Annotated in this window: 20 protein-coding genes; 12 read left to right on the forward strand and 8 right to left on the reverse strand. The window is 71.0% G+C overall.

What is annotated here, in order from left to right; translation table 11 throughout:
- The first annotated feature begins 23 nt into the window (after nucleotides 1-23).
- The 4 genes from uvrC (at nucleotide 24) to whiA (ending at nucleotide 4841) form a co-directional block, all read left to right on the forward strand.
- Nucleotides 24-1925 carry an excinuclease ABC subunit UvrC gene (gene uvrC / locus ACTMTF_RS22855; protein WP_441112774.1) on the forward strand — a complete coding sequence of 634 codons (1902 nt, stop codon included), beginning with the start codon at nucleotides 24-26 and terminating at the stop codon, nucleotides 1923-1925.
- Nucleotides 1922-2791, forward strand: coding sequence for an RNase adapter RapZ (rapZ, locus tag ACTMTF_RS22860; RefSeq protein WP_397013425.1), 870 nt, complete (start codon nucleotides 1922-1924; stop codon nucleotides 2789-2791). The genes uvrC and rapZ overlap by 4 nt, the downstream gene beginning before the upstream one ends.
- An 80-nt stretch (nucleotides 2792-2871) precedes the next feature.
- Nucleotides 2872-3789 (forward strand): uridine diphosphate-N-acetylglucosamine-binding protein YvcK, encoded by a 918-nt coding sequence (locus tag ACTMTF_RS22865; protein ID WP_397013486.1) that lies wholly within the window; start codon nucleotides 2872-2874, stop codon nucleotides 3787-3789.
- Between the two features lie 71 nt (nucleotides 3790-3860).
- Complete coding sequence (gene whiA / locus ACTMTF_RS22870) at nucleotides 3861-4841, forward strand: DNA-binding protein WhiA (protein WP_397013423.1); 981 nt, start codon at nucleotides 3861-3863, stop codon at nucleotides 4839-4841.
- Between the two features lie 86 nt (nucleotides 4842-4927).
- Here whiA and ACTMTF_RS22875 read toward each other — a convergent pair whose 3' ends face one another.
- The gene (locus tag ACTMTF_RS22875; protein ID WP_441112516.1) at nucleotides 4928-5551 is read right to left on the reverse strand and encodes a hypothetical protein; all 624 of its coding nucleotides are present in this window, start codon (nucleotides 5549-5551) and stop codon (nucleotides 4928-4930) included.
- A gap of 185 nt (nucleotides 5552-5736) precedes the next feature.
- On the opposite strand from ACTMTF_RS22875, the gene gap reads away from it, so the two are divergent.
- The 5 genes from gap (at nucleotide 5737) to ACTMTF_RS22900 (ending at nucleotide 9500) form a co-directional block, all read left to right on the forward strand.
- Nucleotides 5737-6741 carry a type I glyceraldehyde-3-phosphate dehydrogenase gene (gene gap, locus ACTMTF_RS22880; RefSeq protein WP_397013419.1) on the forward strand — a complete coding sequence of 335 codons (1005 nt, stop codon included), beginning with the start codon at nucleotides 5737-5739 and terminating at the stop codon, nucleotides 6739-6741.
- A 47-nt stretch (nucleotides 6742-6788) separates the two neighbouring features.
- Entirely contained in the window at nucleotides 6789-7976 is a 1188-nt protein-coding gene (locus ACTMTF_RS22885) for a phosphoglycerate kinase (protein ID WP_441112517.1), read from the forward strand.
- 1 nt (nucleotide 7977) lies between these two features.
- Nucleotides 7978-8754, forward strand: a complete 777-nt coding sequence (gene tpiA, locus ACTMTF_RS22890) for a triose-phosphate isomerase (protein WP_441112518.1) — start codon at nucleotides 7978-7980, stop codon at nucleotides 8752-8754.
- Between the two features lie 99 nt (nucleotides 8755-8853).
- Nucleotides 8854-9084 (forward strand): preprotein translocase subunit SecG, encoded by a 231-nt coding sequence (secG, locus tag ACTMTF_RS22895; protein ID WP_397013414.1) that lies wholly within the window; start codon nucleotides 8854-8856, stop codon nucleotides 9082-9084.
- A gap of 71 nt (nucleotides 9085-9155) precedes the next feature.
- Nucleotides 9156-9500 (forward strand): RNA polymerase-binding protein RbpA, encoded by a 345-nt coding sequence (locus tag ACTMTF_RS22900; RefSeq protein ID WP_189140373.1) that lies wholly within the window; start codon nucleotides 9156-9158, stop codon nucleotides 9498-9500.
- Nucleotides 9501-9555: 55 nt separating this feature from the next.
- On the opposite strand, the gene ACTMTF_RS22905 is transcribed toward ACTMTF_RS22900, so the two are convergent.
- Together ACTMTF_RS22905 and ACTMTF_RS22910 are read right to left on the reverse strand one after the other, a co-directional pair.
- Nucleotides 9556-11136 carry an amidohydrolase gene (locus tag ACTMTF_RS22905; protein ID WP_441112519.1) on the reverse strand — a complete coding sequence of 527 codons (1581 nt, stop codon included), beginning with the start codon at nucleotides 11134-11136 and terminating at the stop codon, nucleotides 9556-9558.
- A 75-nt stretch (nucleotides 11137-11211) separates the two neighbouring features.
- Nucleotides 11212-12603 carry an NAD(P)/FAD-dependent oxidoreductase gene (locus ACTMTF_RS22910; RefSeq protein WP_441112520.1) on the reverse strand — a complete coding sequence of 464 codons (1392 nt, stop codon included), beginning with the start codon at nucleotides 12601-12603 and terminating at the stop codon, nucleotides 11212-11214.
- A 107-nt stretch (nucleotides 12604-12710) separates the two neighbouring features.
- On the opposite strand from ACTMTF_RS22910, the gene ACTMTF_RS22915 reads away from it, so the two are divergent.
- The 3 genes from ACTMTF_RS22915 (at nucleotide 12711) to add (ending at nucleotide 16071) form a co-directional block, all read left to right on the forward strand.
- Entirely contained in the window at nucleotides 12711-13763 is a 1053-nt protein-coding gene (locus ACTMTF_RS22915) for an N-acetyltransferase family protein (RefSeq protein WP_441112521.1), read from the forward strand.
- Between the two features lie 88 nt (nucleotides 13764-13851).
- Nucleotides 13852-14616: a hypothetical protein gene (locus tag ACTMTF_RS22920; RefSeq protein ID WP_441112522.1), complete on the forward strand. Its 765-nt coding sequence runs from the start codon at nucleotides 13852-13854 to the stop codon at nucleotides 14614-14616.
- 438 nt (nucleotides 14617-15054) lie between these two features.
- The gene (add, locus tag ACTMTF_RS22925; RefSeq protein ID WP_441112523.1) at nucleotides 15055-16071 is read left to right on the forward strand and encodes an adenosine deaminase; all 1017 of its coding nucleotides are present in this window, start codon (nucleotides 15055-15057) and stop codon (nucleotides 16069-16071) included.
- Between the two features lie 4 nt (nucleotides 16072-16075).
- Here add and pgl read toward each other — a convergent pair whose 3' ends face one another.
- The 5 genes from pgl to tkt form a co-directional block, all read right to left on the reverse strand.
- Complete coding sequence (gene pgl / locus ACTMTF_RS22930) at nucleotides 16076-16849, reverse strand: 6-phosphogluconolactonase (protein ID WP_397013406.1); 774 nt, start codon at nucleotides 16847-16849, stop codon at nucleotides 16076-16078.
- 66 nt (nucleotides 16850-16915) lie between these two features.
- A complete protein-coding gene (locus ACTMTF_RS22935; protein WP_441112524.1) occupies nucleotides 16916-17830 on the reverse strand; it encodes a glucose-6-phosphate dehydrogenase assembly protein OpcA in 915 nt (304 codons plus the stop codon).
- On the reverse strand, nucleotides 17831-19432 hold the full coding sequence (gene zwf, locus ACTMTF_RS22940) for a glucose-6-phosphate dehydrogenase (RefSeq protein ID WP_441112525.1): 1602 nt from the start codon (nucleotides 19430-19432) through the stop codon (nucleotides 17831-17833).
- Between the two features lie 106 nt (nucleotides 19433-19538).
- The gene (tal, locus tag ACTMTF_RS22945) at nucleotides 19539-20633 is read right to left on the reverse strand and encodes a transaldolase (RefSeq protein WP_441112526.1); all 1095 of its coding nucleotides are present in this window, start codon (nucleotides 20631-20633) and stop codon (nucleotides 19539-19541) included.
- Between the two features lie 4 nt (nucleotides 20634-20637).
- On the reverse strand, nucleotides 20638-22746 hold the full coding sequence (gene tkt, locus ACTMTF_RS22950) for a transketolase (RefSeq protein ID WP_441112527.1): 2109 nt from the start codon (nucleotides 22744-22746) through the stop codon (nucleotides 20638-20640).
- Nucleotides 22747-22921: the final 175 nt, after the last annotated feature.

The raw sequence follows: 22921 nt of genomic DNA on the forward strand, positions 1-22921 counted from the left end.
TGGCGAGATCAGCGGGCAGCCCCTTGAGTTTCCGGCCCAGACCAGGCTCCATCCCCGATTCACCCGGGGTCTACCGGTTCAAGGACGCCCACGGCCGAGTGATCTACGTCGGCAAGGCCAAGAGTCTGCGGCAGCGGCTCAACTCCTACTTCGCCGACTTCTCCGCCCTGCACCCGCGCACCCAGTCCATGCTGACCACCGCCGCGGACGTCGACTGGACCGTCGTCGGCACCGAGGTGGAGGCGTTGCAGCTCGAATACTCCTGGATCAAGGAGTTCGACCCGCGCTTCAATGTGAAGTACCGCGACGACAAGTCCTACCCCTACCTCGCGGTCACCATGGGCGAGGACTTCCCGCGCGTGCAGGTGCTGCGCGGCGCCAAGCGCAAGGGCACCCGCTACTTCGGCCCCTACTCCCACGCCTGGGCCATCCGCGAGACCGTCGACCTGCTGCTGCGCGTCTTCCCGGTGCGCACGTGCAGCGCCGGGGTGTTCCGGCGGGCCGGGCAGATCGGCCGTCCGTGCCTGCTGGGCTACATCGACAAGTGCTCGGCCCCGTGCGTCGGCAGGGTCAGCGAGGAGGAGCACCGCGACCTGGCCGAGGACTTCTGCGACTTCATGGGCGGTAACACCACCCGCTTCATCAAGCGCCTCGAACAGGACATGCGCGCGGCCGCCGCCAAGCAGGAGTACGAGCGCGCCGCCCGCCTGCGCGACGACATCCAGGCACTGCAGCGGGCGCTGGAGAAGCAGGCGGTGGTGCTGGGCGAGGCCACCGACGCCGACGTGATCGCGCTCGCCGAGGACCCGCTCGAAGCCGCCGTCCAGGTGTTCTACGTGCGCGGCGGCCGCATCCGCGGCCAGCGCGGCTGGGTGGTGGACAAGGTCGACGAGGTCACGCCCGGCGAGCTGGTCGAGCAGTTCCTGCTGCAGATGTACGGCGAGGCGGGCGCCGAGTCGATGCCCCGCGAGGTCCTCGTGCCGACGCTGCCGCCGGATGCCGAGGCGGTCGTCGAGCTGCTGTCGGAGCAGCGCCGCGCCCGGGTGGACGTGCGCGTGCCGCAGCGCGGCGACAAGAAGTCGCTGATGGAGACCGTCGAGCGCAACGCCAAGGAGTCGCTCGCCCAGCACAAGATCCGCCGGGCCGGCGACCTGACCACGCGCAGCAAGGCGCTGCAGGAGATCGCCGACGCGCTCGACCTGGAGCAGGCGCCGCTGCGCATCGAGTGCTACGACGTCTCCCACCTCCAGGGCGAGAACGTCGTGGCCTCGATGGTGGTGTTCGAGGACGGCCTGGCCCGTAAGGGCGAGTATCGGCGTTTCGCCGTCAAGTCCAAGGAAGGCGACGTCGCCTCCATCCACGAGGTCATCATGCGCCGGTTCCGGCGCTATCTGGAGGAGCGCTCCGCGACCGGCGAGCTGGCCGCCGAGGACGACGCCCACGGTCCCATCGACCCGGAGACGGGCAAGCCGCGCAAGTTCGCCTACCCGCCTAATCTGGTCGTGGTCGACGGCGCCGGGCCGCAGGCCGCCGCCGCGCAGCGCGCCCTGGACGAGCTCGGCATCGACGACGTCGCCGTGGTCGGCCTGGCCAAGCGGCTGGAGGAGGTGTGGCTGCCGGGCGACGACCAACCGGTGATCATGCCCCGTTCAAGCGAGGGCCTCTACCTGCTGCAACGTGTCAGAGACGAAGCACACAGGTTCGCCATCACCTACCATCGAGCCAAGAGGTCCAAGTCCGTGAAGGAGAGCGCGCTCGACAGCGTGCCCGGCCTCGGACCGGCGCGCCGTCAGGCGCTGCTCAAGCACTTCGGCTCGGTGAAGAAACTGCGCGAGGCCACCGCGGAGCAGATCTGCGAGGTCCCGGGCATCGGCCCGGCCACCGCCGACGTGATCGTGTCGACCCTGAAGGGGGATGGACAGTGAACACCACCGAGCCGGCGTTCGTCATCGTCACCGGCATGTCGGGGGCTGGGCGGAGCACCGCGGCCAAGGCCCTGGAGGACCTCGGCTGGTTCGTCATCGACAACCTGCCACCGGGGCTGCTGTTCGCCATGGCCGAGGAGGCCGGCAAGGTCAAGCTGGCGGCCGACAAGGTCGCCGCCGTCGTGGACGTGCGCAGCCTGGCCTTCACCACCGACCTCAACGCCGCCATCGAGGAGCTCGAGGGCCGTGGCGTCAAGGTGCGCGTGGTCTTCCTGGAGGCCAGTGACGAGGAGCTGGTGCGCCGCTTCGAGAACGTGCGCCGCCCCCACCCGCTGCAGGGCGAGGGCCGGCTGGTCGACGGCATCGCCCGCGAGCGCGGCATCCTGCGCGAGGTGCGCGCCAACGCCGACCTGGTCATCGACACCTCCGCGCACAACGTGCACGAGCTGCGCGGCAGGATCGTCGCCTACTTCGGCGGCGACCACCGGCCCGGCCTGCGGGTCAACGTGGTGTCCTTCGGGTTCAAGTACGGCCTGCCGGTCGACGCCGACCTCGTGGTCGACTGCCGGTTCCTGCCCAACCCGCACTGGGTGCCGGAGCTGCGGCCGATGAACGGCATGGATCCGTCCGTGCGCGACTACGTGCTCGGCCAGCCCGGCGCCAAGGAGTTCCTCGACGCCTACGAGGAGGTCCTCAAGGTCATCGCGGGGGGCTACGCGCGCGAGGGCAAGAGCTACGCCACGCTCGCCGTCGGCTGCACGGGTGGCAAGCACCGCAGCGTGGCCATGTCCGAGCAGATAGCCGCCCGCCTGCGCGACCGCGGCATGGAGGTCCAGGTGAGTCACCGGGATGTGGGGCGGGAGTGACCGATGAACGCCTCGGCGCGGCCGCGAGCGAGTTAAGCCGGATCTCGTCCAGGACGCAGGATCCGCCCGGCGGTCCGAAGGTGGTCGCGCTGGGCGGCGGGCACGGCCTCTACGCCTCGTTGTCGGCCCTGCGCGTGGTGACCGACGCGCTGACCGCGGTGGTGACCGTCGCCGACGACGGCGGCTCCAGCGGCAGGCTCAGGCGCGAGCTCGGCGTGCTGCCCCCCGGTGACCTGCGGATGGCGCTGGCGGCGCTGTGCGGCGACGACGAGTGGGGCAGCACCTGGAGCGAGGTCGTCCAGCATCGTTTCCGCAGCGAGGGCGACCTGCACGGGCACGCCGTGGGCAACCTGCTCATCGTGGCGCTGTGGGAGCTGCTCGGCGACCCCGTCGCCGGGCTCGACTGGGTGGGGCGGCTGCTCGGCGCGCACGGCCGGGTGCTGCCGATGGCGTCGGTGCCGCTCGACATCGTCGCCCAGGTGGAGCTCGACGGGGTGATCTCCACGGTGCGCGGCCAGGTGGCGTGCGCGCAGACCGCCGGCCGGGTGCAGTCGGTCACCCTGGTGCCCGAGGATCCGCCCGCGCGGCCGGAGGCCGTCGAGGCGGTGCTGGAGGCCGACTGGGTGGTGTTCGGGCCGGGCTCATGGTTCACCAGCGTGCTGCCGCACCTCAAGGTGCCCGAGCTCGCCAGGGCGCTGCACCGGACGCGGGCCCAGCGGCTCGTCACGCTCAACCTCGCGCCGCAGCCGGGCGAGACCGACGACTTCTCCCCGCAGCAGCACCTGGAGGTGCTCAGACAGCACGCCCCGGGCCTGTCGCTGGACGTCGTGCTCGCCGACGCCGGGGTGGTCGACGACCCCGACGCCCTTGACAAGGCCGCCGCCGGGTTCGGCGCGCGGTTGGTCATGGCCGACGTGGCCGCCTCCGACGGCTCGCCCCGGCATGACCCACGACGTCTTGCCTCCGTCCTGGACGAGATTTTCCTCCAGAAGCGTTGATCCTGGTCGGCGCGGCGGAAAGGTGCGAGAGACTGCTGTGAGCCGGTCTGAATGGGGGAGGACTAACGCTTATGGCGATGACGGGTGTGGTGAAGGACGAGCTGAGCCGCCTGCCGGTGCTCAAGCCCTGCTGCCGCAAGGCGGAGGTGTCCACGCTGCTGCGGTTCGCCAGCGGCCTGCATCTCGTGGGCGGGCGCATCGTGATCGAGGCGGAGCTTGACACCAACGCGACCGCACGGCGGTTGATCAAGGACATCGGCGAGGTGTTCGGCCACAAGGCGGAAGTGCTCGTGCTCGCGCCCGCCGGGCTGCGCAAGGGCTCGCGTTACGTGGTGCGCGTCTACCGCGACGGCGAGGCGCTCGCCCGCCAGACGGGGTTGATCGACAACCACGGGCGGCCGGTGCGGGGGCTGCCGCGCCAGGTGGTGGCGGGCGCGGCCTGTGACGCGGAGGCGGCCTGGCGGGGGGCCTTCCTCGCGCACGGCTCGCTCACCGAGCCGGGGCGGTCCATGTCCCTGGAGGTCACCTGCCCGGGGCCGGAGGCCGCGCTGGCCCTGGTGGGCTCCGCCCGGCGGCTCAAGATCCACGCCAAGGCCCGTGAGGTGCGCGGCGTGGACCGCGTCGTGGTGCGTGACGGCGACGCCATCAGCGCACTGCTCACCCGGCTCGGCGCGCACGACAGCGTGCTGGCCTGGGAGGAGCGGCGGATGCGCCGCGAGGTCCGGGCCACCGCCAACCGCCTCGCCAACTTCGACGACGCCAACCTGCGCCGCTCGGCCCGCGCGGCGGTCGCGGCGGGCGCGAGGGTGCAGCGCGCGCTGGAGATCCTCGGTGATGAGGCGCCCGAGCACCTCGTGGTGGCCGGGCGGCTGCGGGTGGAGCACAAGCAGGCGTCTCTGGAGGAGCTGGGGCAGATCGCCGACCCGCCGCTGACCAAGGACGCCATCGCGGGCCGGATCAGGCGGCTGCTGGCCATGGCCGACAAGCGCGCCTCCGACCTCGGCGTCCCCAACACCGAGGCCAACCTCACGGTCGACATGCTGTCGTCCTGACCTGCGACGCGCCGTGCCTGCGGCCACGGCCGCCCGGTCCCTGCCGTACTCACCCTCCTGTACGGAATTCGTACGGGAGGGTGAGGTCAGGCCTCGCCGCGGTCGGGCGGGCTGAAGAGGTTGGGCGGGGCGGCGGCGGGCTTGGCGGCCTGGAGCGGCTCGAAGGGAGCGCGGTAATCGGCCTCCCGGTCCGCGGGCGTCTCCTCTTCGGCGGCGGCCTGGGCGAGTCGTGCGCGGCGGCGCAGGCGCAGCACGCGCAGCAGGGTGAGGAGCAGGGCGGTGCCCGCGGCGATGGACAGATCCCGCCAATGGTCGGGTGAGACCCGGAACGAGGTCGTGACCCCCAACGCCGCGTCCGCCAGGACGCGCAGGATTCTCTCCGAGGTGTCAACCGGAAAGCCTACGGTGATGATGATGTAGGCGGTCTGGCCGCCGATGAAGCTGAGCGCCATGGCCAGCAGCGCGTAGAGCGCCGCGCTGAACGGCAGGAGGAGACTCCGCGCCCGCGCCACCCAGTGCGCGAGAGCGGTCACGAGCCCGACGACGAAGGCGCCGGCGGCGGGCAGCACGTCGCCGCCGCCGAGCCACCGGACGTCGTAGGGCAGTTGGACGCGGTAGAAGAGCCACGTGCCGTATGCCGCCGCCGTCAGTAACGCCGCGATCAACCCGATGATCAGTCCGCGTAGCAGGCCGGACCCCTTGTGTGACATCTCAGCCCCCAGAGAATGCCTAATTTACTCCGACGAGTCGGGCACTTTACTCGAACCACGCAAACTATGCCTCCTGAACAGCGATTCCCAAGGCGGGGGTTGCAGTGGTCTAAACCAATTTGGTTCCGATAGGGTTCGATGGTTGAGGTAAGTAGTCCGCCATCACGTACGAGGAGATCGGTTCCGTGAGCATCCGCGTAGGCGTCAACGGCTTCGGCCGCATCGGTCGCAACTTCTGGCGCGCGGTCGCCGCCAGTGGCAAGGACATCGAGATCGTCGCGGTCAATGACCTGACCGACAATGCGACGCTGGCCCACCTGCTGAAGTACGACAGCATCCTGGGCCGTCTGCCGTACGAGGTGAAGGCCTCCAGCGACGAGATCACCGTGGACGGCAAGGCCATCAAGGTCTTCGCGGAGCGCGATCCGGGCAAGCTGCCCTGGGGTGACCTCGGGGTGGACGTGGTCGTGGAGTCCACGGGCCTGTTCACTGACGCCAACAAGGCCAGGGCGCACGTCGACAACGGCGCCAAGAAGGTCATCATCTCCGCCCCGGCGAAGAACGAGGACGTCACCGTCGTGATGGGCGTCAACCACGGCGCCTACGACCCGGCGCGGCACACCATCGTCTCCAACGCCTCCTGCACCACCAACTGCCTGGCCCCGATGGCGAAGGTGATCCACGACACCTTCACCATCGAGAGGGGTCTGATGACCACCATCCACGCCTACACGGCGGACCAGAACCTGCAGGACGGCCCGCACAAGGACCTGCGCCGCGCCCGCGCCGCCGCGCTCAACGTGGTGCCCACCTCCACCGGCGCCGCCAAGGCCATCGGCCTGGTCATGCCCGAGCTCAAGGGCAAGCTCGACGGCTTCGCGATGCGCGTGCCGATCCCCACCGGCTCGGCCACCGACCTCACCGTCGACCTCGGCCGCGAGGTCACCGCCGACGAGGTCAACGCCGCGGTCAAGGCCGCCGCCGAGGGGCCGCTCAAGGGCATCATCAGCTACACCGAGGACCCGATCGTCTCCTCCGACATCGTCACCGACCCGGCCTCCTGCATCTTCGACGCCGGCCTGACCAAGGCCATCGGCAACCAGGTGAAGGTCGTCGGCTGGTACGACAACGAGTGGGGCTACTCCAACCGCCTCGCCGACCTCATCGAGCTGGTGGGCAAGGACCTGTGACCGGAGGCCGCCGCACCGGGCCGTCCGAGCGGACGGGAGGAGCTTAGTTGCGCAAGCTGGACGATCTCGACGTCAAGGGCCGGCGCGTGCTCGTGCGCGCCGACCTCAACGTGCCGCTCGACGGTGAGACGATCACCGACGACGGGCGCATCCGCGCCTCCGTGCCCACGATCACCGCCCTGGCCGAGGCCGGGGCGAAGGTCATCGTCTGCGCCCACCTCGGCAGGCCCAAGGGCCGGCCGAAGCCCGAGTTCTCGCTGCGGCCGGTGGCCCGGCGCCTGGGCGAGCTGCTCGGCCAGGACGTGGCCTTCGCCACCGACGTGGCGGGGCCGGGCGCGCAGAGCACCGTGGCGGGCCTCCAGGAGGGCCAGGTGGCCCTGCTGGAGAACCTGCGCTACGAGCCGGGTGAGGAGTCCAAGGACGACGCCACCCGCCGTGCGTTCGCCGAGAGGCTGGCGGCGCTGGCCGAGCTCTACGTGGGTGACGGCTTCGGCGCCGTGCACCGTAAGCACGCCAGCGTCTACGACGTGCCCGCGCTGCTGCCGCACGCGGCGGGCGGGCTGGTCGTGGCCGAGGTGGAGGTGCTGCGCAAGCTCACCGACGACACCGAGCGGCCCTACGTGGTCGTGCTCGGCGGCGCCAAGGTCAGCGACAAGCTCGGCGTCATCGCCAACCTGCTCACCAAGGTCGACAGGCTCCTCGTCGGCGGCGGCATGGCCTACACCTTCCTCGCGGCCCAGGGCCACGAGGTGGGCAACTCACTGCTGCAGGCCGACCAGCTCGACCAGGTGCGCGGCTTCCTCGACGAGGCGGCCAAGCGCGGCGTCGACCTGGTGCTGCCCGTCGACGTGCTGGCCGCCACCGGCTTCGCCGAGGACGCGCCGTACGACGTCGTGGACGCCACCCGCATCCCGGCCGACCGGGAGGGGCTCGACATCGGGCCCGAGACCCGGGAGCTGTTCGCGGCCAAGCTGGCCGACGCCAGGACCGTTTTCTGGAACGGCCCCATGGGCGTGTTCGAGTTCGAGGCGTTCGCCGGCGGCACCCGGGCGGTGGCCGAGGCGCTGATCGCCTCCGACGCCTTCACCGTGGTGGGCGGCGGCGACTCGGCGGCGGCCGTGCGCAGGCTGGGCCTGGCAGAAGACGGCTTCTCCCACATCTCCACCGGTGGCGGGGCGAGCCTGGAATACCTCGAGGGCAAGACCTTGCCCGGACTCGCCGCCTTGGAGGACTGACTTGAGAAAGCCGCTCATCGCCGGCAACTGGAAGATGAACCTCAACCACCTTGAGGCGATCGCGCTGGTCCAGAAGATGGCCTTCGCGCTCAACGACAAGGACTTCGACAAGGTGGAGATCGCGGTCCTGCCGCCGTTCACGGACCTGCGCAGCGTGCAGACGCTCATCGACGGCGACAAGCTGCGCATCCTCTACGGCGCCCAGGACCTGTCCGCGCACGACGCCGGCGCCTACACCGGTGAGGTGTCCGGCGCCATGCTGGCCAAGCTGGGCTGCACGTTCGTGCTGGCCGGCCACTCCGAGCGGCGTCAGTACCACCGTGAGGACGACGACCTGGTCAACGCCAAGGTGCAGGCGGCCCTGCGCCACTCGCTCACCCCCATCCTCTGCGTGGGCGAGGGGCTGGAGGTGCGCCAGGCGGGCGGTCAGATCGCGCACACGCTGGGCCAGCTCGACGGCGGCCTGCGCAAGGTCTCCGCCGATCAGGCAAAATCGATGGTGGTGGCCTACGAGCCGGTATGGGCGATCGGTACCGGCGAGGTGGCCACCCCCGAGGACGCCCAGGAGGTCTGCGGGGCGCTGCGAGTGCGACTCGCGGAGCTCTACGACGCCGAAGTGGCCTCGTCAGTCCGTATCCTTTACGGAGGCTCGGTCAAGTCAGGAAACATAGCGGGGATCATGGCGCAACAGGACGTCGATGGCGCGCTCGTGGGCGGTGCCAGCATCGATGCCCCGGAGCTCGTGCGAATCTGCCGTTTCTCCGATATGCCTGGCTAACTGAGTCGTTCTGGGGGTGCGACTTGACAACAGGCCGTACCCTCAAGAAGCAAGTTTGAATCGTCACGCGTAACAGAGCATTGAAGGAACAGGCATACCGTGGAACTCGGAATCTCCATCGCCGTCGCCCTGGCGAGTCTTCTCATGATCCTTCTCGTCCTGCTCCACAAGGGCAAGGGAGGCGGCCTGTCTGACATGTTCGGCGGTGGCTTCTCGTCGAACTTCGGTGGTTCCTCGGTGGTGGAGCGCAACCTCGACCGGCTGACCGTCATCACGGGCGTGGTCTGGTTCGTCTGCATCATCGCTCTGGGCCTGGTCGTCAGGCCCTGAGAGGCCAAGTAAACGCGTGACAGTGATTCTCCCCCCGTGTCTCACGGGGCGATCGAGCGAGGAGTTCATCCGTGGGTAGTGGCAACGCGATCCGTGGCAGCCGAGTCGGCGCCGGCCCTATGGGGGAGGCCGAGCGCGGCGAGGCAGCTCCGAGAGTGCGGGTCTCGTTCTGGTGCGCCAACATGCATGAGACGCGCCCCAGCTTCGCCAGCGACGCGGCGGTTCCCGAGCTTTGGGACTGTCCGCGTTGTGGGCTCCCGGCCGGTCAGGACGAGGCGGCCCCGCCTGCCCCGCCCCGGAACGAGCCGTACAAGACGCACCTGGCGTATGTGAAGGAGCGCAGGAGCGACAAGGACGGCAAGGCGATCCTCGAGGAAGCGCTGGAGCGTCTGCGCAACAACAAGTCCCCCTGGTAGGACCGTACGTGAGCGTGGCCCCGGCGACCGTTGTCGCCGGGGCCACGCTGTTGTGCTACGGCCGTTCGTGGACGGGGACGCCGTCGATGAAGGTCATGCGGACCCCGGTGGTCCAGATCTCCGCGGCGGGCAGCGCGAACGGGTCGCGGTCCAGCACCACCAGGTCCGCCGGGCGGCCCGGCTCGATCACGCCGGCGGGGGAGCGGTTGATCCAGGCCGAGCCCGCCGTGTAGGCGGTCATCGCGGTCGCCAGGTCGATGCGCTGCTCCGGCAGGAACGGTGTCCGCGCCGTCGGGTAGTCCGCGTGCACCGAGCTGCCCGGTTCGGTGCGGTTCACCGCCACGTGCATGGCCTGCAGCGGGTCGGCGGTCGACACCGGCCAGTCGCTGCCCGCGCAGAACGAGGTGCCGTGCGCCAGCAGGTCAGCGAACGGATACTGCCACGACGAACGGGGCTCGCCGAGGAAGGGCAGCGTCAGCTCGTCCATCTGCGCGTGGTGGGTGGCCCACAGCGGCTGCAGGTTGGCGGTGACACCGAGCGCGGCGAAGCGCGGCACGTCCGACGGCTCGATGATCTGCAGGTGCGCGATGTGGTGCCGGTTGGCCGGGTCGGTGCCTTCGAAGCTGTCCAGCGCCTCACGCACCGCCCGCTCGCCGATCGCGTGGAAATGCACTTGGAAGCCCAGCCGGTCCAGCTCCGCGACGTACTCCTTGAGCTTGGCCGGGTCCACGTACGACAGGCCCGTGCCGCCGCAGCGGCAGTAGGGCTCCAGCGTGGCGGCGGTGAAGTTCTCCGTGATGCCGTCCTGCATGATCTTCACCGAGGTCGCCGCGAAGCGGTCCAGCCCCTCGGCGGAGGCCCGGCGCGCCACCAGGGAGTCGATCTGCTCCAGGCCGCGGGTCCTGTCCCACCACAACGCGCCCACCACCCGCGCCCGCAGCCGCCCCGAGCGCGCCGCCGACAGGTAGGTGGGGAGCTGGTCGTCGGAGCCCGCGTACGAGCCCACGATCGCGTCCTGCCAGCCGGTGATGCCCAGGGACAGCAGGTGACGCTCGGCGTCGGCCAGGGCCGCGTCGAGGTCCTCGGCGGTGGGCCGGGGCGTGAGCAGGCCCACCAGGTCCATCGCGCCCTCGTGCAGGACGCCGCTGGGGGCGCCGTCGGCGTCGCGCTCGATCCGCCCGTCGGCCGGGTCCGGCGTGTCCCTGGTGACCCCGGCCAGCTCCAGCGCCCGGCTGTTGACCCAGGCGGCATGGTGGTCGCGCTGGATCAGGTAGACCGGCCGGTCGAGGAAGTCGAGCTGCTCGCGCCGGGGCAGCCCGCCGGGGAACGCCGTCATGTCCCAGCCGCCGCCGTCGATCCACTCCTTGCCGGGATTCGCCTCGGCGTAGGCGGCCACGGCGTCGAGGTAGTCGCCGAGTCCGTACAGCTCCGACAGGTCGCATCTGGCGCGCTCGAGACCCGCCTGGACGGGGTGCAGGTGCGCGTCGGTGAACCCCGGCACGAGCAGCCCGCCGTCCAGGTCCACGATGTCGTACGCGGCGGTGAGCCGGGCGAGCTCCCGCTCGGCGCCGACGGCGGCGATGGTCCCGTCCCGCACCAGGACGGCCTCGGCGAAGCCGTCCGTGGCGGTGAACACGCGTCCGCCTCTGAAAAGGATGTCCACAGGGGTGTCTCCCATCTCGGTGCCGCCCATCATGCCCGGAGCGGATGGTCAGTGGCCGGTGATCCGGTCGGCCAGCCGGGCCAGCACGGACGTGCGGGGCATGGAGCGTTCCCGGTGGTCGGCCACCCGGTAGAGGCGGTACATCGCGTGCACACCCAGCCAGCGCAGCGGCTCCGGCTCCCACGCCCGCACCTCGCGCCCCACCCACGGCAGCGTCGTGAGCGACGTCCGCTCGCCCAGGATCAGGTCGCGCAGGGTACGACCGGCCAGGTTGGTGGTGGTCACCCCGTGACCGGTGTAGCCGCCGGCCCAGCCGAGCCCGGTCGCCGGGTCCAGGTGCACGGCCGAGCACCAGTCGCGCGGCACGCCGAGCACGCCCGACCAGGTGTGCGCCACGCTGGAGGAGGCCGCCGCCGGGAAGAAGTCCGTCAGGAGGTCCCACAGGGCCTCGACCGTCCGCTCGTGGGTGTGGCCGCGGGCGTCGACGCGGGAGCCGTACAGGTAGGGCTTGCCCCGGCCGCCGAAGGCGATCCGGTCGTCGGCGGTGCGCTGGGCGTACATGTAGTAGTGCGCGAGGTCGCCGAGCAGTTCGGCGCCGTGCCAGCCGGTCGACTCCCAGAACGAAGCGGGCAGCGGCTCGGTGACGATCATGGAGCTGTTCATCGGCAGCCACTGCCGCCGCAGCCCCGGCAGTCGCGCGGTGAAGCCCTCGGTGGCGCGGATCACATGCCGCGCGCGCACCGTGCCGTACGGGGTCCGCGCCAGGTGCGGGGTGATGCGCGTGACGGGTGTCCCCTCGTAGATCGTCACCCCCAGGTCGCGTACGGCCTGCGCCAGGCCCTGGGCGAGCTTGGCCGGCTGGATGCGGGCGCAGTGCGGGCTCCAGGTGGCGGCGACGGCTCCGGCCACCTGGAGGCGCTCGCCGGGCTCCACCAGCCGCAGGTCCTGCTCGGTGCTGCCCCAGGCGCGGGCGGCCGAGACCGAGGCCCGCAGCCGGGCCGCCTGGGCGGTGGTGCGCGCCACGTTGACGACGCCGTCCTTGACGATGTCGGCGTCGATGCCCTCCTTCTCGCAGACGGCGATCACCTCGTCGATGGAGGCGTACATCTCCCGCTGCAGCCGCCTGGCCTCTTCGGCCCCGTGCGTCCTGGCGTACCGCTCGTGCGAGCCGGCCAGGTCGCCGGTGAGCCAGCCGCCGTTGCGGCCGGAGGCGCCGAACCCGGCGAACTCCTGCTCCAGCACCACCACCTCCAGCGAGGGACGGGCCTGCTTGAGGTAGTAGGCCGTCCACAGCCCGGTGTAGCCGGCGCCGACGACGGCCACGTCGGCCTGGAGGTCCCGGTCGAGCGGCGGGCCGGGGGTGGGCACGCCGGAGGAGCGGTACCAGAAGGCCACATCGCCATTGACGTATCCGGGTGACAAGGGAACTCGCGCGCTCATGACGCCATATCCTGCTATATCCGGATAAGTTTGCGCATCTCGGTACGAATTCCGCGACGAAACATGACGTTAGCGGCACCGTAACAGGCACCCGGCATCCTTCTCCTATGGGATTCATGCGCATCCGCACCACGGTCGACGAGCGGCCGGGACGGCTCGCCTCCCTCGCCGCGGCCCTGGCCGCCCGGGGTGGCAACATCCTCGGCCTGAGCGTCCAGTCCGACAGCGACGGCACCGTCGACGAGTTCGTCGCCGACATCCCCGCACACCCCGAAGCCGTGCGCGAGGCCCTGGAGGCGGCCGGGGGCCGCCGGGTCCAGGTGGTCCCCGCGACCGCGCACGAGCTGACCGACGAGCCCACCCGCGCGCTGCTGCTCGCCTCCAGGCTGCGCGCCATGCCCTGGCGGCTGCCCGAGCTCCTGGCCGAGCTGCTGCGCGCCGACGACGCCAGGTGGATCTATGGTGAGGCGGTGAGCGATCTTCCCGACCCGACGCAGCTCGTGGTGCCCGTCGCGCCGAGGCGTGCCGTACGACTGCGCCGCGCCGAGCTGCCCTTCACCCTGACCGAGGCGGCCAGGGCGGCCTCCTTCGCCCGGCTCGCCCAGCCGCCGGTGGAGCAGGCCGCAGGCGAGAGCCCGGTCAAGCTGGTCGACGGCGCCGAGATCACCATCCGGCCGCTCACCTCCATCTACCGCGAGTCCGTACGCGACCTGCACGACAGGTGCTCGCCGGAGGCGCGCAGGTTCCGCTACTTCACCGCCATGCCCACGCTGCCGCCGCGCCTGTTCGACCGGCTCTGTGACCGCAGCCGGGGATACTCCCTGGTGGCGGGGAACGACGGACAGGTGGTGGGGCTGGCCAACCTGTTCTTCACCGCCGATCCCGGCGTCGCCGAGATGGCCTTCCTGGTCGAGGACCGCTGGCAGGGGCGCGGTCTGGGCCAGGTGCTGGCCCGGATGCTGGTGCGCGAGGCGCGCGACCGGGGCTACGCCGAGGTGAAGGCCACCATGCTGTCGGACAACGTCCGGATGCGCCGGCTGCTGATCTCGCTGGGCGCACCCCTCAACTACACCGAGGACCCCGGCGTCGTGGAGGCCCGGCTGCCGGTCGGAGCGGTGGCGTCGGTCCGATCCTCATCGGCCGCGCTTCCTCCTGGGTGAGGACGGCGACCCTGCGGGGGCGATCGGAGTTCGCGTGGGGGCCTGCGCCATGCGCTAGAAACCCGCCCAGGTGGGGTATCTGACCTGTGTGGATCTTGACGAGGTGGCAGGCCGGTTGTACGCGCTCCCGCCTTCGGAGTTCACCGCCGCCCGTGCCGCGGAGGCAGCCGCGGCCAAGCAGGCGGGCGACGCCGCGCTGGCCCGGCGGATCGCCGGGCTGCGCAGGCCCACGGTCTCGGCCTGGGCGGTGAACCGGGTCGCCCGTGAGCATCCGGGCGAACTGGACGAACTGCTCTCCGTGGGCCAGGAACTGCGTGCGGCCTGGCAGGCGCAGGACGCCGAGGCGCTGGCGGAGCTGACCCGGCGGCGCGGCGAGGTGACCGGCAGGCTCGCCAGGCTGATCAGGCAGGGCGGCGACGTCTCGGCCGCCGCCGCGGCCGAGGTGGACCAGACGCTCGACGCCGCCGTGGTGGACGCCGACGCCGCCGAGGAGGTACGGCGCGGCCGGCTGGTCAAGCCGCTCAGCTACAGCGGCTTCGCCCCGGCGCCCGCTACGGGCGGACGTCCCGGCGGCCGGAAGAAGCCCACCGGGGAGGACGAGGAGGCACGGGCCGGAAAACGCGCGGAGGCCGAGGCCCGAAAGGCCAGGGAGCGGCAGGAGGCCGAGGCCGCGCACCGCGAGTGGCGTGAGGCGCTGGCCGAGGCCGAGCGGGAGCACGGCGAACGCGCGGACAAGGTCGCCAGGCTGGAGGCCAAGCTGGCCAAGGCGCGCAAGCGGCTCGCCGAGAGTGCCCAGCGACTGGAGGTGACCAGGCGCGAGGAGCGGCACGCCCGGCAACGGCTGGAAGAGTAGAACCGGGGAGCCAGCGTGCGGCAACAACCGAAGCCGGGGAGCAGGCACGGCAACGACCGAAGCCGGGGAGCAGGCACGGCAACGACCGAAGCCGGGGAGCAGGCGTGCGGCAGCGACCGAAGCCGGGGGCCGGCGCGCTTGGGAGCGGCTGCCGAAGGGGCGCGCTTGGCAGCGGTCGGCGGGTGGGGTCGCAGGAGCGCTGGGCGGGCCCACAGCGCTCCGGCATGGCCTGGCCGGGACACCTGGGAGTCTGTGGGCCGCAGGGGCAAGCTGGAGCCCCTACAGCCGCTTCTGGCCGGGTTCCCGTCGTGGTCGGACGCCGTGGAGCAGGAGGGGCGGCACGCTGCCGTGAGCGACGGTCAGAAAACCGACATTTTTGTGTGAGATATCGCCATAAACGCTTACCGAACGCGAAATGTCAGCCCTATCGTCGTCGGTATGACCATCGACGCCTTCATCCAAGCTCTGCCCAAGGTCGAGCTGCACGTGCACCTGATCGGCTCCGCCTCGGTGGCCACGGTGCTGGAGCTGTCGCGGCGGCACCCGGACAGCCAGGTGCCCACCAGCGAGGAGGAACTCCGAGCCTTCTACACCTTCCGCGACTTCCCCCACTTCGCCCAGGTCTACGGCGCCGTCAACGCGCTGGTGCGGGAGCCCGAGGACGTGGCGACCCTGGTCCTCGGACTGGCGCGTGACCTGTCCACCCAAGGGGGCCGCTACGCGGAACTGCAGGTGACCCCGTACGCGCACCACATCATGGGCCTGCCGAAACGGGAGATCACTCAGGCCCTGGACCTGGCCGCCAAGCAGTCCCTGGCCGAGCACGGCGTCGAGATGGCGTACATCTTCGACATCCCCTCGGAGTTCGGGAAGGAGGCGGCAGAGATCACGCTCGACCACGCGCTGGGTGAACCTCCCGCCGCGCTGGTAGGTTTCGGGATCGGCGGGATCGAGCAGCGCCGGGCGCCGTTCAGGGACGTCTTCCGCGACGCGTTCGCCGCGGCGCGGGCGGCCGGGCTGCACAGCGTTCCGCACGGCGGTGAGATGACGGGCCCGGAGACCATCTGGGAGGTCATCGAGGGGCTGGGCGCCGAGCGCATCGGTCACGGCATCGCCTGCCTCGACGACCCGCGCCTGGTCGCCCACCTGCGCGAGACCCAGCTCCCGCTGGACGTCTGCCCCACCTCGAACGTGTGCACCGGCCAGGTCGGGCGGATGGAGGACCACCCGCTGCCGCGCATGCTCGCCGAGGGCCTGTTCGTCACGCTCAACAGCGACGACCCGCCCATGTTCGCCACCACGCTGAGCGAGGAGTACCGGGTCGCCGCCCGGGTGTTCGGCTTCGGCGTCCAGGAGCTGACGCTGCTGGCGCGTAACGGCGTCCGGGCGTCCTACCTGCCGGCCGGACGCAAGCAGGCGCTCCTGGACGAGATCGACGCGCTGGCCGCCGCCTGAGCGGTCAGGGAGAGGCGATGCGCCCCAGACCCGGCGGGATCTTCCCGGCGGCGGCGCGGTCGAGCAGGAACAGCGTCCGGCCCCGGCCGCGGGCGCCCGCCGCGGGCACCTGGACGGGCCCGGACTCCGACAGCGCGAGCCGTACGGCACCGGACTTGCCGTCACCGGCCGCCACCACCCACACCTCGCGCGAGGCCTGGATGACGGGCAGCGTCAGCGAGATGCGCGTCGGCGGCGGCTTGGGCGCGCCGTGCACCGCCACCACGGCACGGGTGTCGTAGAGCGACGGCATGCCGGGGAACAGCGACGCCACGTGGGCGTCGGGGCCCATGCCGAGCAGCATCACGTCGAAGCTGGGCGCCGGGCCGTGGTCCTCCGGACGGGAGGCCTTGCGGAGCTCGGTGGCGTAGGCGTCGGCCGACTCCTCGGCCGACAGGCCGGAGTCGGGGCCGAGCATGACGTGCACCCGCTCGGGGTCGACGTCGACGTGGTCGAGCAGCGCCTGCCTGGCCCCGGTCTCATTGCGCTCGGGGTCACCGGTGGGCAGGAAGCGCTCGTCACCCCACCAGATGTCCAGACGGCGCCAGTCGACGGCGTCTCGGGCGGGCGTGTCGCGGATCGCCGCCAGCGTGGCGGTGCCGACCGTGCCTCCGGTCAGCACCAGCGACGCCGACCCGGTGGCGGACTGCACGTCGACCAGCCGGGTGATGATCCGCGCCGCCACGGCCTTGGCCAGCACTTCGCCGTCACGGTGCACAACAACAGTGGGAACGCTCACTGGAACACTCTTTCACGTTTCGGGCATGCCCGGGCGCCGCCGCGCGAGCACGGCGGCGCCCGGGACTCAGCGCCGGTACAACTGCGCCAGGCGCTTGACCGCGGACTCGTAGATCTCGTCGGTGTCCAGCCGGCGCAGCTCCTCCGCCAGGAGCTCCGACAGCTGCCGCCGGGCCAGCGCGACGTTCCTGCCGGGCTGCCCGGGGCGGGACAGCACCGCCTGACGGGCGTCGTCGCGGATCACCGACAGCTCCCCGTCGTCGATCGTGAGCCGGACCGCGGTGATGCCGGGGCCGTCGGAGGCGCCGACCCGCATCTCCGCGCCGAGCCGATCCGACAGCCAGGCCGCCAGCAGCGGCGCGCTCGGGTTGCCCGCGGACGCCTCCACGATCCCCTCGTGCACCTTGCCCACGGGCTGGTCGAAGGCGGCCGCCAGCAGACTGCGCCACGGCGTGAGCCGCGCCCACGCCAGGTCGGTGTCGCCCGGCGCGTAGCCCTTGGCCCGGTCGGCGAGGAAGGAGACGCCGTCGTCGCCGGCGTTCCTGGCGTCGGTGAGTCGCCGCTGGGCGAGCATGCCGATCGAGTCCGCCGACGGCACCTCCGGAGCGCGGCTCGGCCACCACGCGACCACCGGCGTGTCGGGCAGCAACAGCGGGCTGACCACGGAGTCGGCGTGCTCGGTGAGCTCGCCGTACAGGCGCAGCACCACCGTCTCGCCCGGCGAGGACTCGCCGATGCGCAGCTCGGCGTCGAGCCGGTTGGCCTCGTCGGTCTCCCGGTTGATCACCACCAGGATGCGCGACGGATGCTCGCGCGCCGCCTCGGTGGCGGCGCGCAGCGAGTCGTACTGGTCGCGCTCCTCACAGACCACGACCAGCGTCAGCACCATGCCGACGGCGGGCGCGCCCATCTGGTGGCGCAACTGGGTGAGCTGACTTGAGATCTTGCCTGCCGTCGTGTCGGCCAGCATGAACGTGGTCACTTACAGCCTCCTCCAGACGCGCCCGTCGCGGGCCATCATCGCGTCGGACGCCGCAGGCCCCCACGAACCCGACGGGTACGGCTCCGGCTGGCCCTGGGTGGACCAGAACTCCTCGATCGGGTCGAGGATCGTCCACGACAGCTCGACCTCCCGCTGGTGCGGGAAGAGCGGCGGGTCGCCGATCATCACGTCGAGCAGCAGCCGTTCGTACGCCTCGGGCGACGACTCCAGGAACGACTCGCCGTAGGCGAAGTCCATGGACACGTCACGCACCTCCATGGCCGTGCCCGGCACCTTGGAGCCGAACCGCACGGTGATGCCCTCGTCCGGCTGCACCCTGATCACCAGCGCGTTCTGGCCGAGGATCTCGGTGTCGTCCTTGCTGAAGGGCAGGTGCGGCGCCCGCTGGAACACCACGGCCACCTCGGTGACCCGGCGGCCCAGCCGTTTGCCGGTGCGCAGGTAGAACGGCACGCCGGCCCAGCGCCGGTTGGCGATCTCCAGCTTGACCGCGGCGTAGGTCTCCGTGGTGGACTCCACCGAGATCCCGTCCTCCTGCAGGTAGCCGACGACCTTCTGGCCGCCCTGCCAGCCCGCCGCGTACTGGCCGCGCGAGGTGTTGAGCGACAGGTCGGCGGGCAGCCGCACGGCCTTGAGCACCTTCTCCTTCTCCCGCCGCAGGGCGGCGGCGTCGAAGGAGGTCGGGTCCTCCATCGCCACCAGCGCCAGCAGCTGGAGCAGGTGGTTCTGGATCACGTCGCGGGCGGCGCCGATGCCGTCGTAGTAGCCGGCCCGGCCGCCGATGCCGATGTCCTCGGCCATGGTGATCTGCACATGGTCGACGAAGCTGCGGTTCCAGATCGGCTCGTAGAGGTTGTTGGCGAACCTCAGCGCCATGATGTTCTGGACCGTCTCCTTGCCCAGGTAGTGGTCGATCCGGAAGATCGAGCTCTCCGGGAAGGCGGAGTTGGTGATCTCGTTCAGCTCGTGCGCCGACTTCAGGTCATGGCCGAACGGCTTCTCGATGACCACCCGCCGCCACGACCCGTCGGGCGCGTCGGCCAGCCCCGTCCGCCGGAGCTGCTCCACCACCACGGGGAAGAACTTCGGCGGCACCGACAGGTAGAAGGCATAGTTGCCGCCCGTGCCCCGCAGCTCGTCGATCTCCCGCAGCGCCATCGCCAGCGCGTCGAACGCCCCGTCGTCGGAGAACTCGCCCGGCACGAAGTGGATGCCCTCGCGCAGCTGGTTCCAGACCTCCTCGCGGAAGGGGGTCCTGGCATGGGCCTTGACGGCGTCATGGGTCAGCTTGGCGAAGTCCTGGTCCTTCCAGTCGCGCCTGGCGAAACCGACCAGGGAGAAGCCCGGGGGCAGCAGCCCCCGGTTGCCCAGGTCGTAGATCGCCGGCAGCAGCTTGCGCTTGGCCAGGTCGCCCGTCACACCGAACAGCACCATCACGCACGGCCCCGCCACCCGCGGCAGCCGCTTGTCACGCGGGTCCCGCAACGGGTTCGCGGCCGCCACCTCCAGTGTGGTGGAGGTGCCGGCGACGGCGGCCGCCACGGCGACGGCCTCCTCAGGGGGCCCTGCCGGCTCACTCATCTCAAACCTCCTGCGCCGCTGGGAGCGGCCGCGCGGCTCCCCGCCGCGCGGCCCCGCGACAGGGAGGCGGCGCCGGCCTCTCCCTCATCGCGGTGGGACAGTCTCATCAAGGGACCAGGTTCTTGCTGACGCTCTCGATCAGCTCGTTCCAGGACGCCTCGAACTTCTGTACGCCCTCGTCCTCCAGCACCCGGACCACATCGTCGTAGTCGACGCCGGCCTCCTTCAGCTCGGCCATGGTGTTCCAGGCCTGCTCGTAGAAGGGGCGGATGGTGTCGCCGGTGACGTTGCCGTGGTCGGCGGCGGCGTCGAGCGTCTTCTCCGGCATCGTGTTGACGGTGCCGGGGGCGACGAGGTCGTCGACGTACATCGTGTCGGAGTAGTCGGGGTTCTTCACGCCCGTGGAGGCCCATAGCGGCCGCTGCGTACGGGCTCCGGCGGCGCGCAGGCGCTGCCAGCGCTCGGAGTTCATGACCTCCTCGTAGGCGGCGTAGGCCAGGCGCGCGTTGGCGACGCCCGCCTTGCCCTTCAGCGCGTCCTGGCCGCCGATCTTGTCGAGGCGCTTGTCGATCTCGGAGTCGACGCGGCTGACGAAGAACGACGCGACCGACTCGATCGTGGCCAGGTTGAGGCCCTTGGCCTGCGCGGCCTCCAGTCCGGCCAGCCAGGCGTCCATGACCGCGCGGTAGCGGGCCAGCGAGAAGATCAGCGTGACGTTGACGCTGATGCCCTCACCGATCGCCTGCGTGATCGCGGTCAGGCCCTCCACGGTCGCCGGGATCTTGATGAACAGGTTGGGCCGGTCGACCAGCCACCACAGGGCGCGGGCCTCGGCGATCGTCTTGTCGGCGTCACGGGCCAGGCGCGGGTCGACCTCGATCGACACCCGCCCGTCGACGCCGGAGGTGGCGTCGTAGACGGGACGCAGCACGTCGGCGGCCCAGCGGATGTCGTAGGTGGTGATGGCCCGCACGGCCTCGCCCACGTCGACGCCGCGGACGGCCAGGTCGTGCAGCTGGGTGTTGTAGGCGTCACCCTTGCTGAGCGCGCCGGCGAAGATGGTCGGGTTGGACGTCACACCGACCACGTTCTTGTCGCGGATCAGCTCTTCCAGGTTGCCGGTGCGCAGCCGCTCACGGCTGATGTCGTCGAGCCAGATGGACACGCCCTGGCCGGACAGCTTGTTCAAAATCTCGCTCATCTTCTCAGTTTCCCGTCGTCTCGCCCTTGTCCTGACCCAGCTTGGCCAGGCTCGCCCTGGCTGCCGCGGCCACCCGCTCCGCCGTCAGCCCGAACTGCTCGTACAGAGTCTTGTACGGCGCGGAGGCGCCGAAGTGCTCGAGGCTGACGACTTCGCCGCACTCCCCGACGAACTCGTGCCAGCCGAGTGCGATGCCCGCCTCGACCGCCACCCGAGCCCGGATCGACGGCGGCAGAACGGTCTGCCTGTACGCGGAATCCTGCCCCTTGAACCACTCGACACACGGCATGGACACCACTCGTGTCGGAATGCCCTGCGACTCCAGCAGCTCGCTGCCCTCGACGGCGATCTGCACCTCGCTGCCGGTGGCGATGAGGATCACCCGCGGCTGGCCGCCTGCGGCCTCGCGCAGGATGTAACCGCCGTGGGCCACGCCCTCGGCGCTGGTGCCGTCGTACACCGGCAGGTTCTGCCGGGACAGGGCGAGCGCGGCGGGGCGGTCGTTGTGCTCCAGCACCGCCTTCCAGGCGGCGGCGGTCTCGTTGGCGTCGGCGGGGCGCACCACGTCGAGGCCGGGGATGGCGCGCAGCGCCCACAGGTGCTCGATCGGCTGGTGCGTCGGGCCGTCCTCGCCCAGGCCGATGGAGTCGTGCGTCCACACGTAGGTGACCGGCAGCTTCATCAGCGCGGCGAGCCGTACGGAAGGCCGCATGTAGTCGGAGAAGACCAGGAAGGTGCCGCCGTACGGGCGGGTGCCGCCGTGCAGCGCGATGCCGTTGAGGATGGCGCCCATGGCGTGCTCGCGGATGCCGAAGTGGAGCGTGCGGCCGTAGCGGTTGCCGGGGAAGTCCTTGGTCTGGTGCTCCTCCGGGATGAAGGACGGCTCGCCCTTCATCGTGGTGTTGTTGGACCCGGCCAGGTCGGCCGAGCCGCCCCACAGCTCCGGCAGCACCGGCGCGAGCGCGCTCAGCACCTCGCCGGAGGCGCTGCGGGTGGCCATCGAGGCGCCGATCTCGAACGACGGCAGCGCGCGCGCCCAGCCGGCGGGCAGCTCCCGGCGGGAGATGCGGTCGTACTCCGCCGCCCGCTCCGGGTTGGCCTCGCGCCAGCTCGTGTACCCCTGCTTCCACGCCGTGTGCGCGTCGCGGCCGCGGGCGGCCACCTGGTGGGCGTGCTCGAGCACCTCGTCCGGCACGTCGAAGGACTTGGCCGGGTCCATGCCGAGGACCCGCTTGGTGGCGGCCACCTCGTCGGCGCCGAGCGCCGAGCCGTGGATCTTGCCGGTGTTCTGCTTGTTGGGCGCGGGCCAGCCGATGACCGTCCGCAGCCGGATGAAGGACGGCCTGCCGGTCTCGGCCTTGGCCTCCTCCAGCGCCGCGTGCAGGGCGGCCACGTCCTCGGCGTACTTGCCGGAGTCGGTCCAGTCGACGCTCGCGGTGTGCCAGCCGTAGGCCTCGTAACGCTTGAGGACGTCCTCCGACAGGGCGATCTGCGTGTCGTCCTCGATGGAGATCTTGTTGTCGTCGTAGATGACGACGAGGTTGCCCAGCTGCTGGTGGCCGGCCAGGGAGCTGGCCTCGTGGCTGATGCCCTCCTCGATGTCGCCGTCGCTGACGACGCACCAGATGTGGTGGTCGAAGGGGGAGGTGCCGGGCTCGGCCTCCGGGTCGAACAGGCCGCGCTCGCGGCGGGCCGCCATCGCCATGCCCACGGCGTTGCCGAGGCCCTGGCCGAGCGGGCCGGTGGTGGTTTCCACGCCCGCGGTGTGGCCGTGCTCTGGGTGGCCCGGCGTCAGGCTGTCCCACTGGCGCAGGCGGCGCAGGTCCTCCAGCGTGAGTCCGTAGCCGGACAGGAACAGCTGGATGTAAAGCGTCAGGCTGGTGTGCCCCGCGGACAGGACGAAACGGTCGCGGCCGAGCCAGTTGGGGTCGGTCGGATCGTGCCGCATCGTGCGCTGGAAGAGCAGGTAGGCGGCGGGGGCCAGGCTCATGGCGGTGCCGGGATGTCCCGAACCCGCCTTCTCCACTGCGTCCATCGCCAGGGCTCGAACGACATCGACCGCCCGCTTGTCGAGGTCGGTCCATTCGAGGGCTGGCACGAGTTCGGTGCTCAAGTGCTCGGTCTCCGGAATCTACTTGTCATTAGTGGTGGTGCCGGTTGGCATATCCCGCCCACATCGGACCCTAACCGAGTGGGGATGGCGATCGATTCCCTTTCTGTCGTGGTGTCCGTAGATGGCGCGCGCCCCCCATTGGCCGGACCGGCCCACCCTGCGACTACAGTTTGGT

Origin of the sequence: Nonomuraea sp. ZG12 (assembly GCF_052068115.1) — a bacterium.
Classification (GTDB): domain Bacteria; phylum Actinomycetota; class Actinomycetes; order Streptosporangiales; family Streptosporangiaceae; genus Nonomuraea.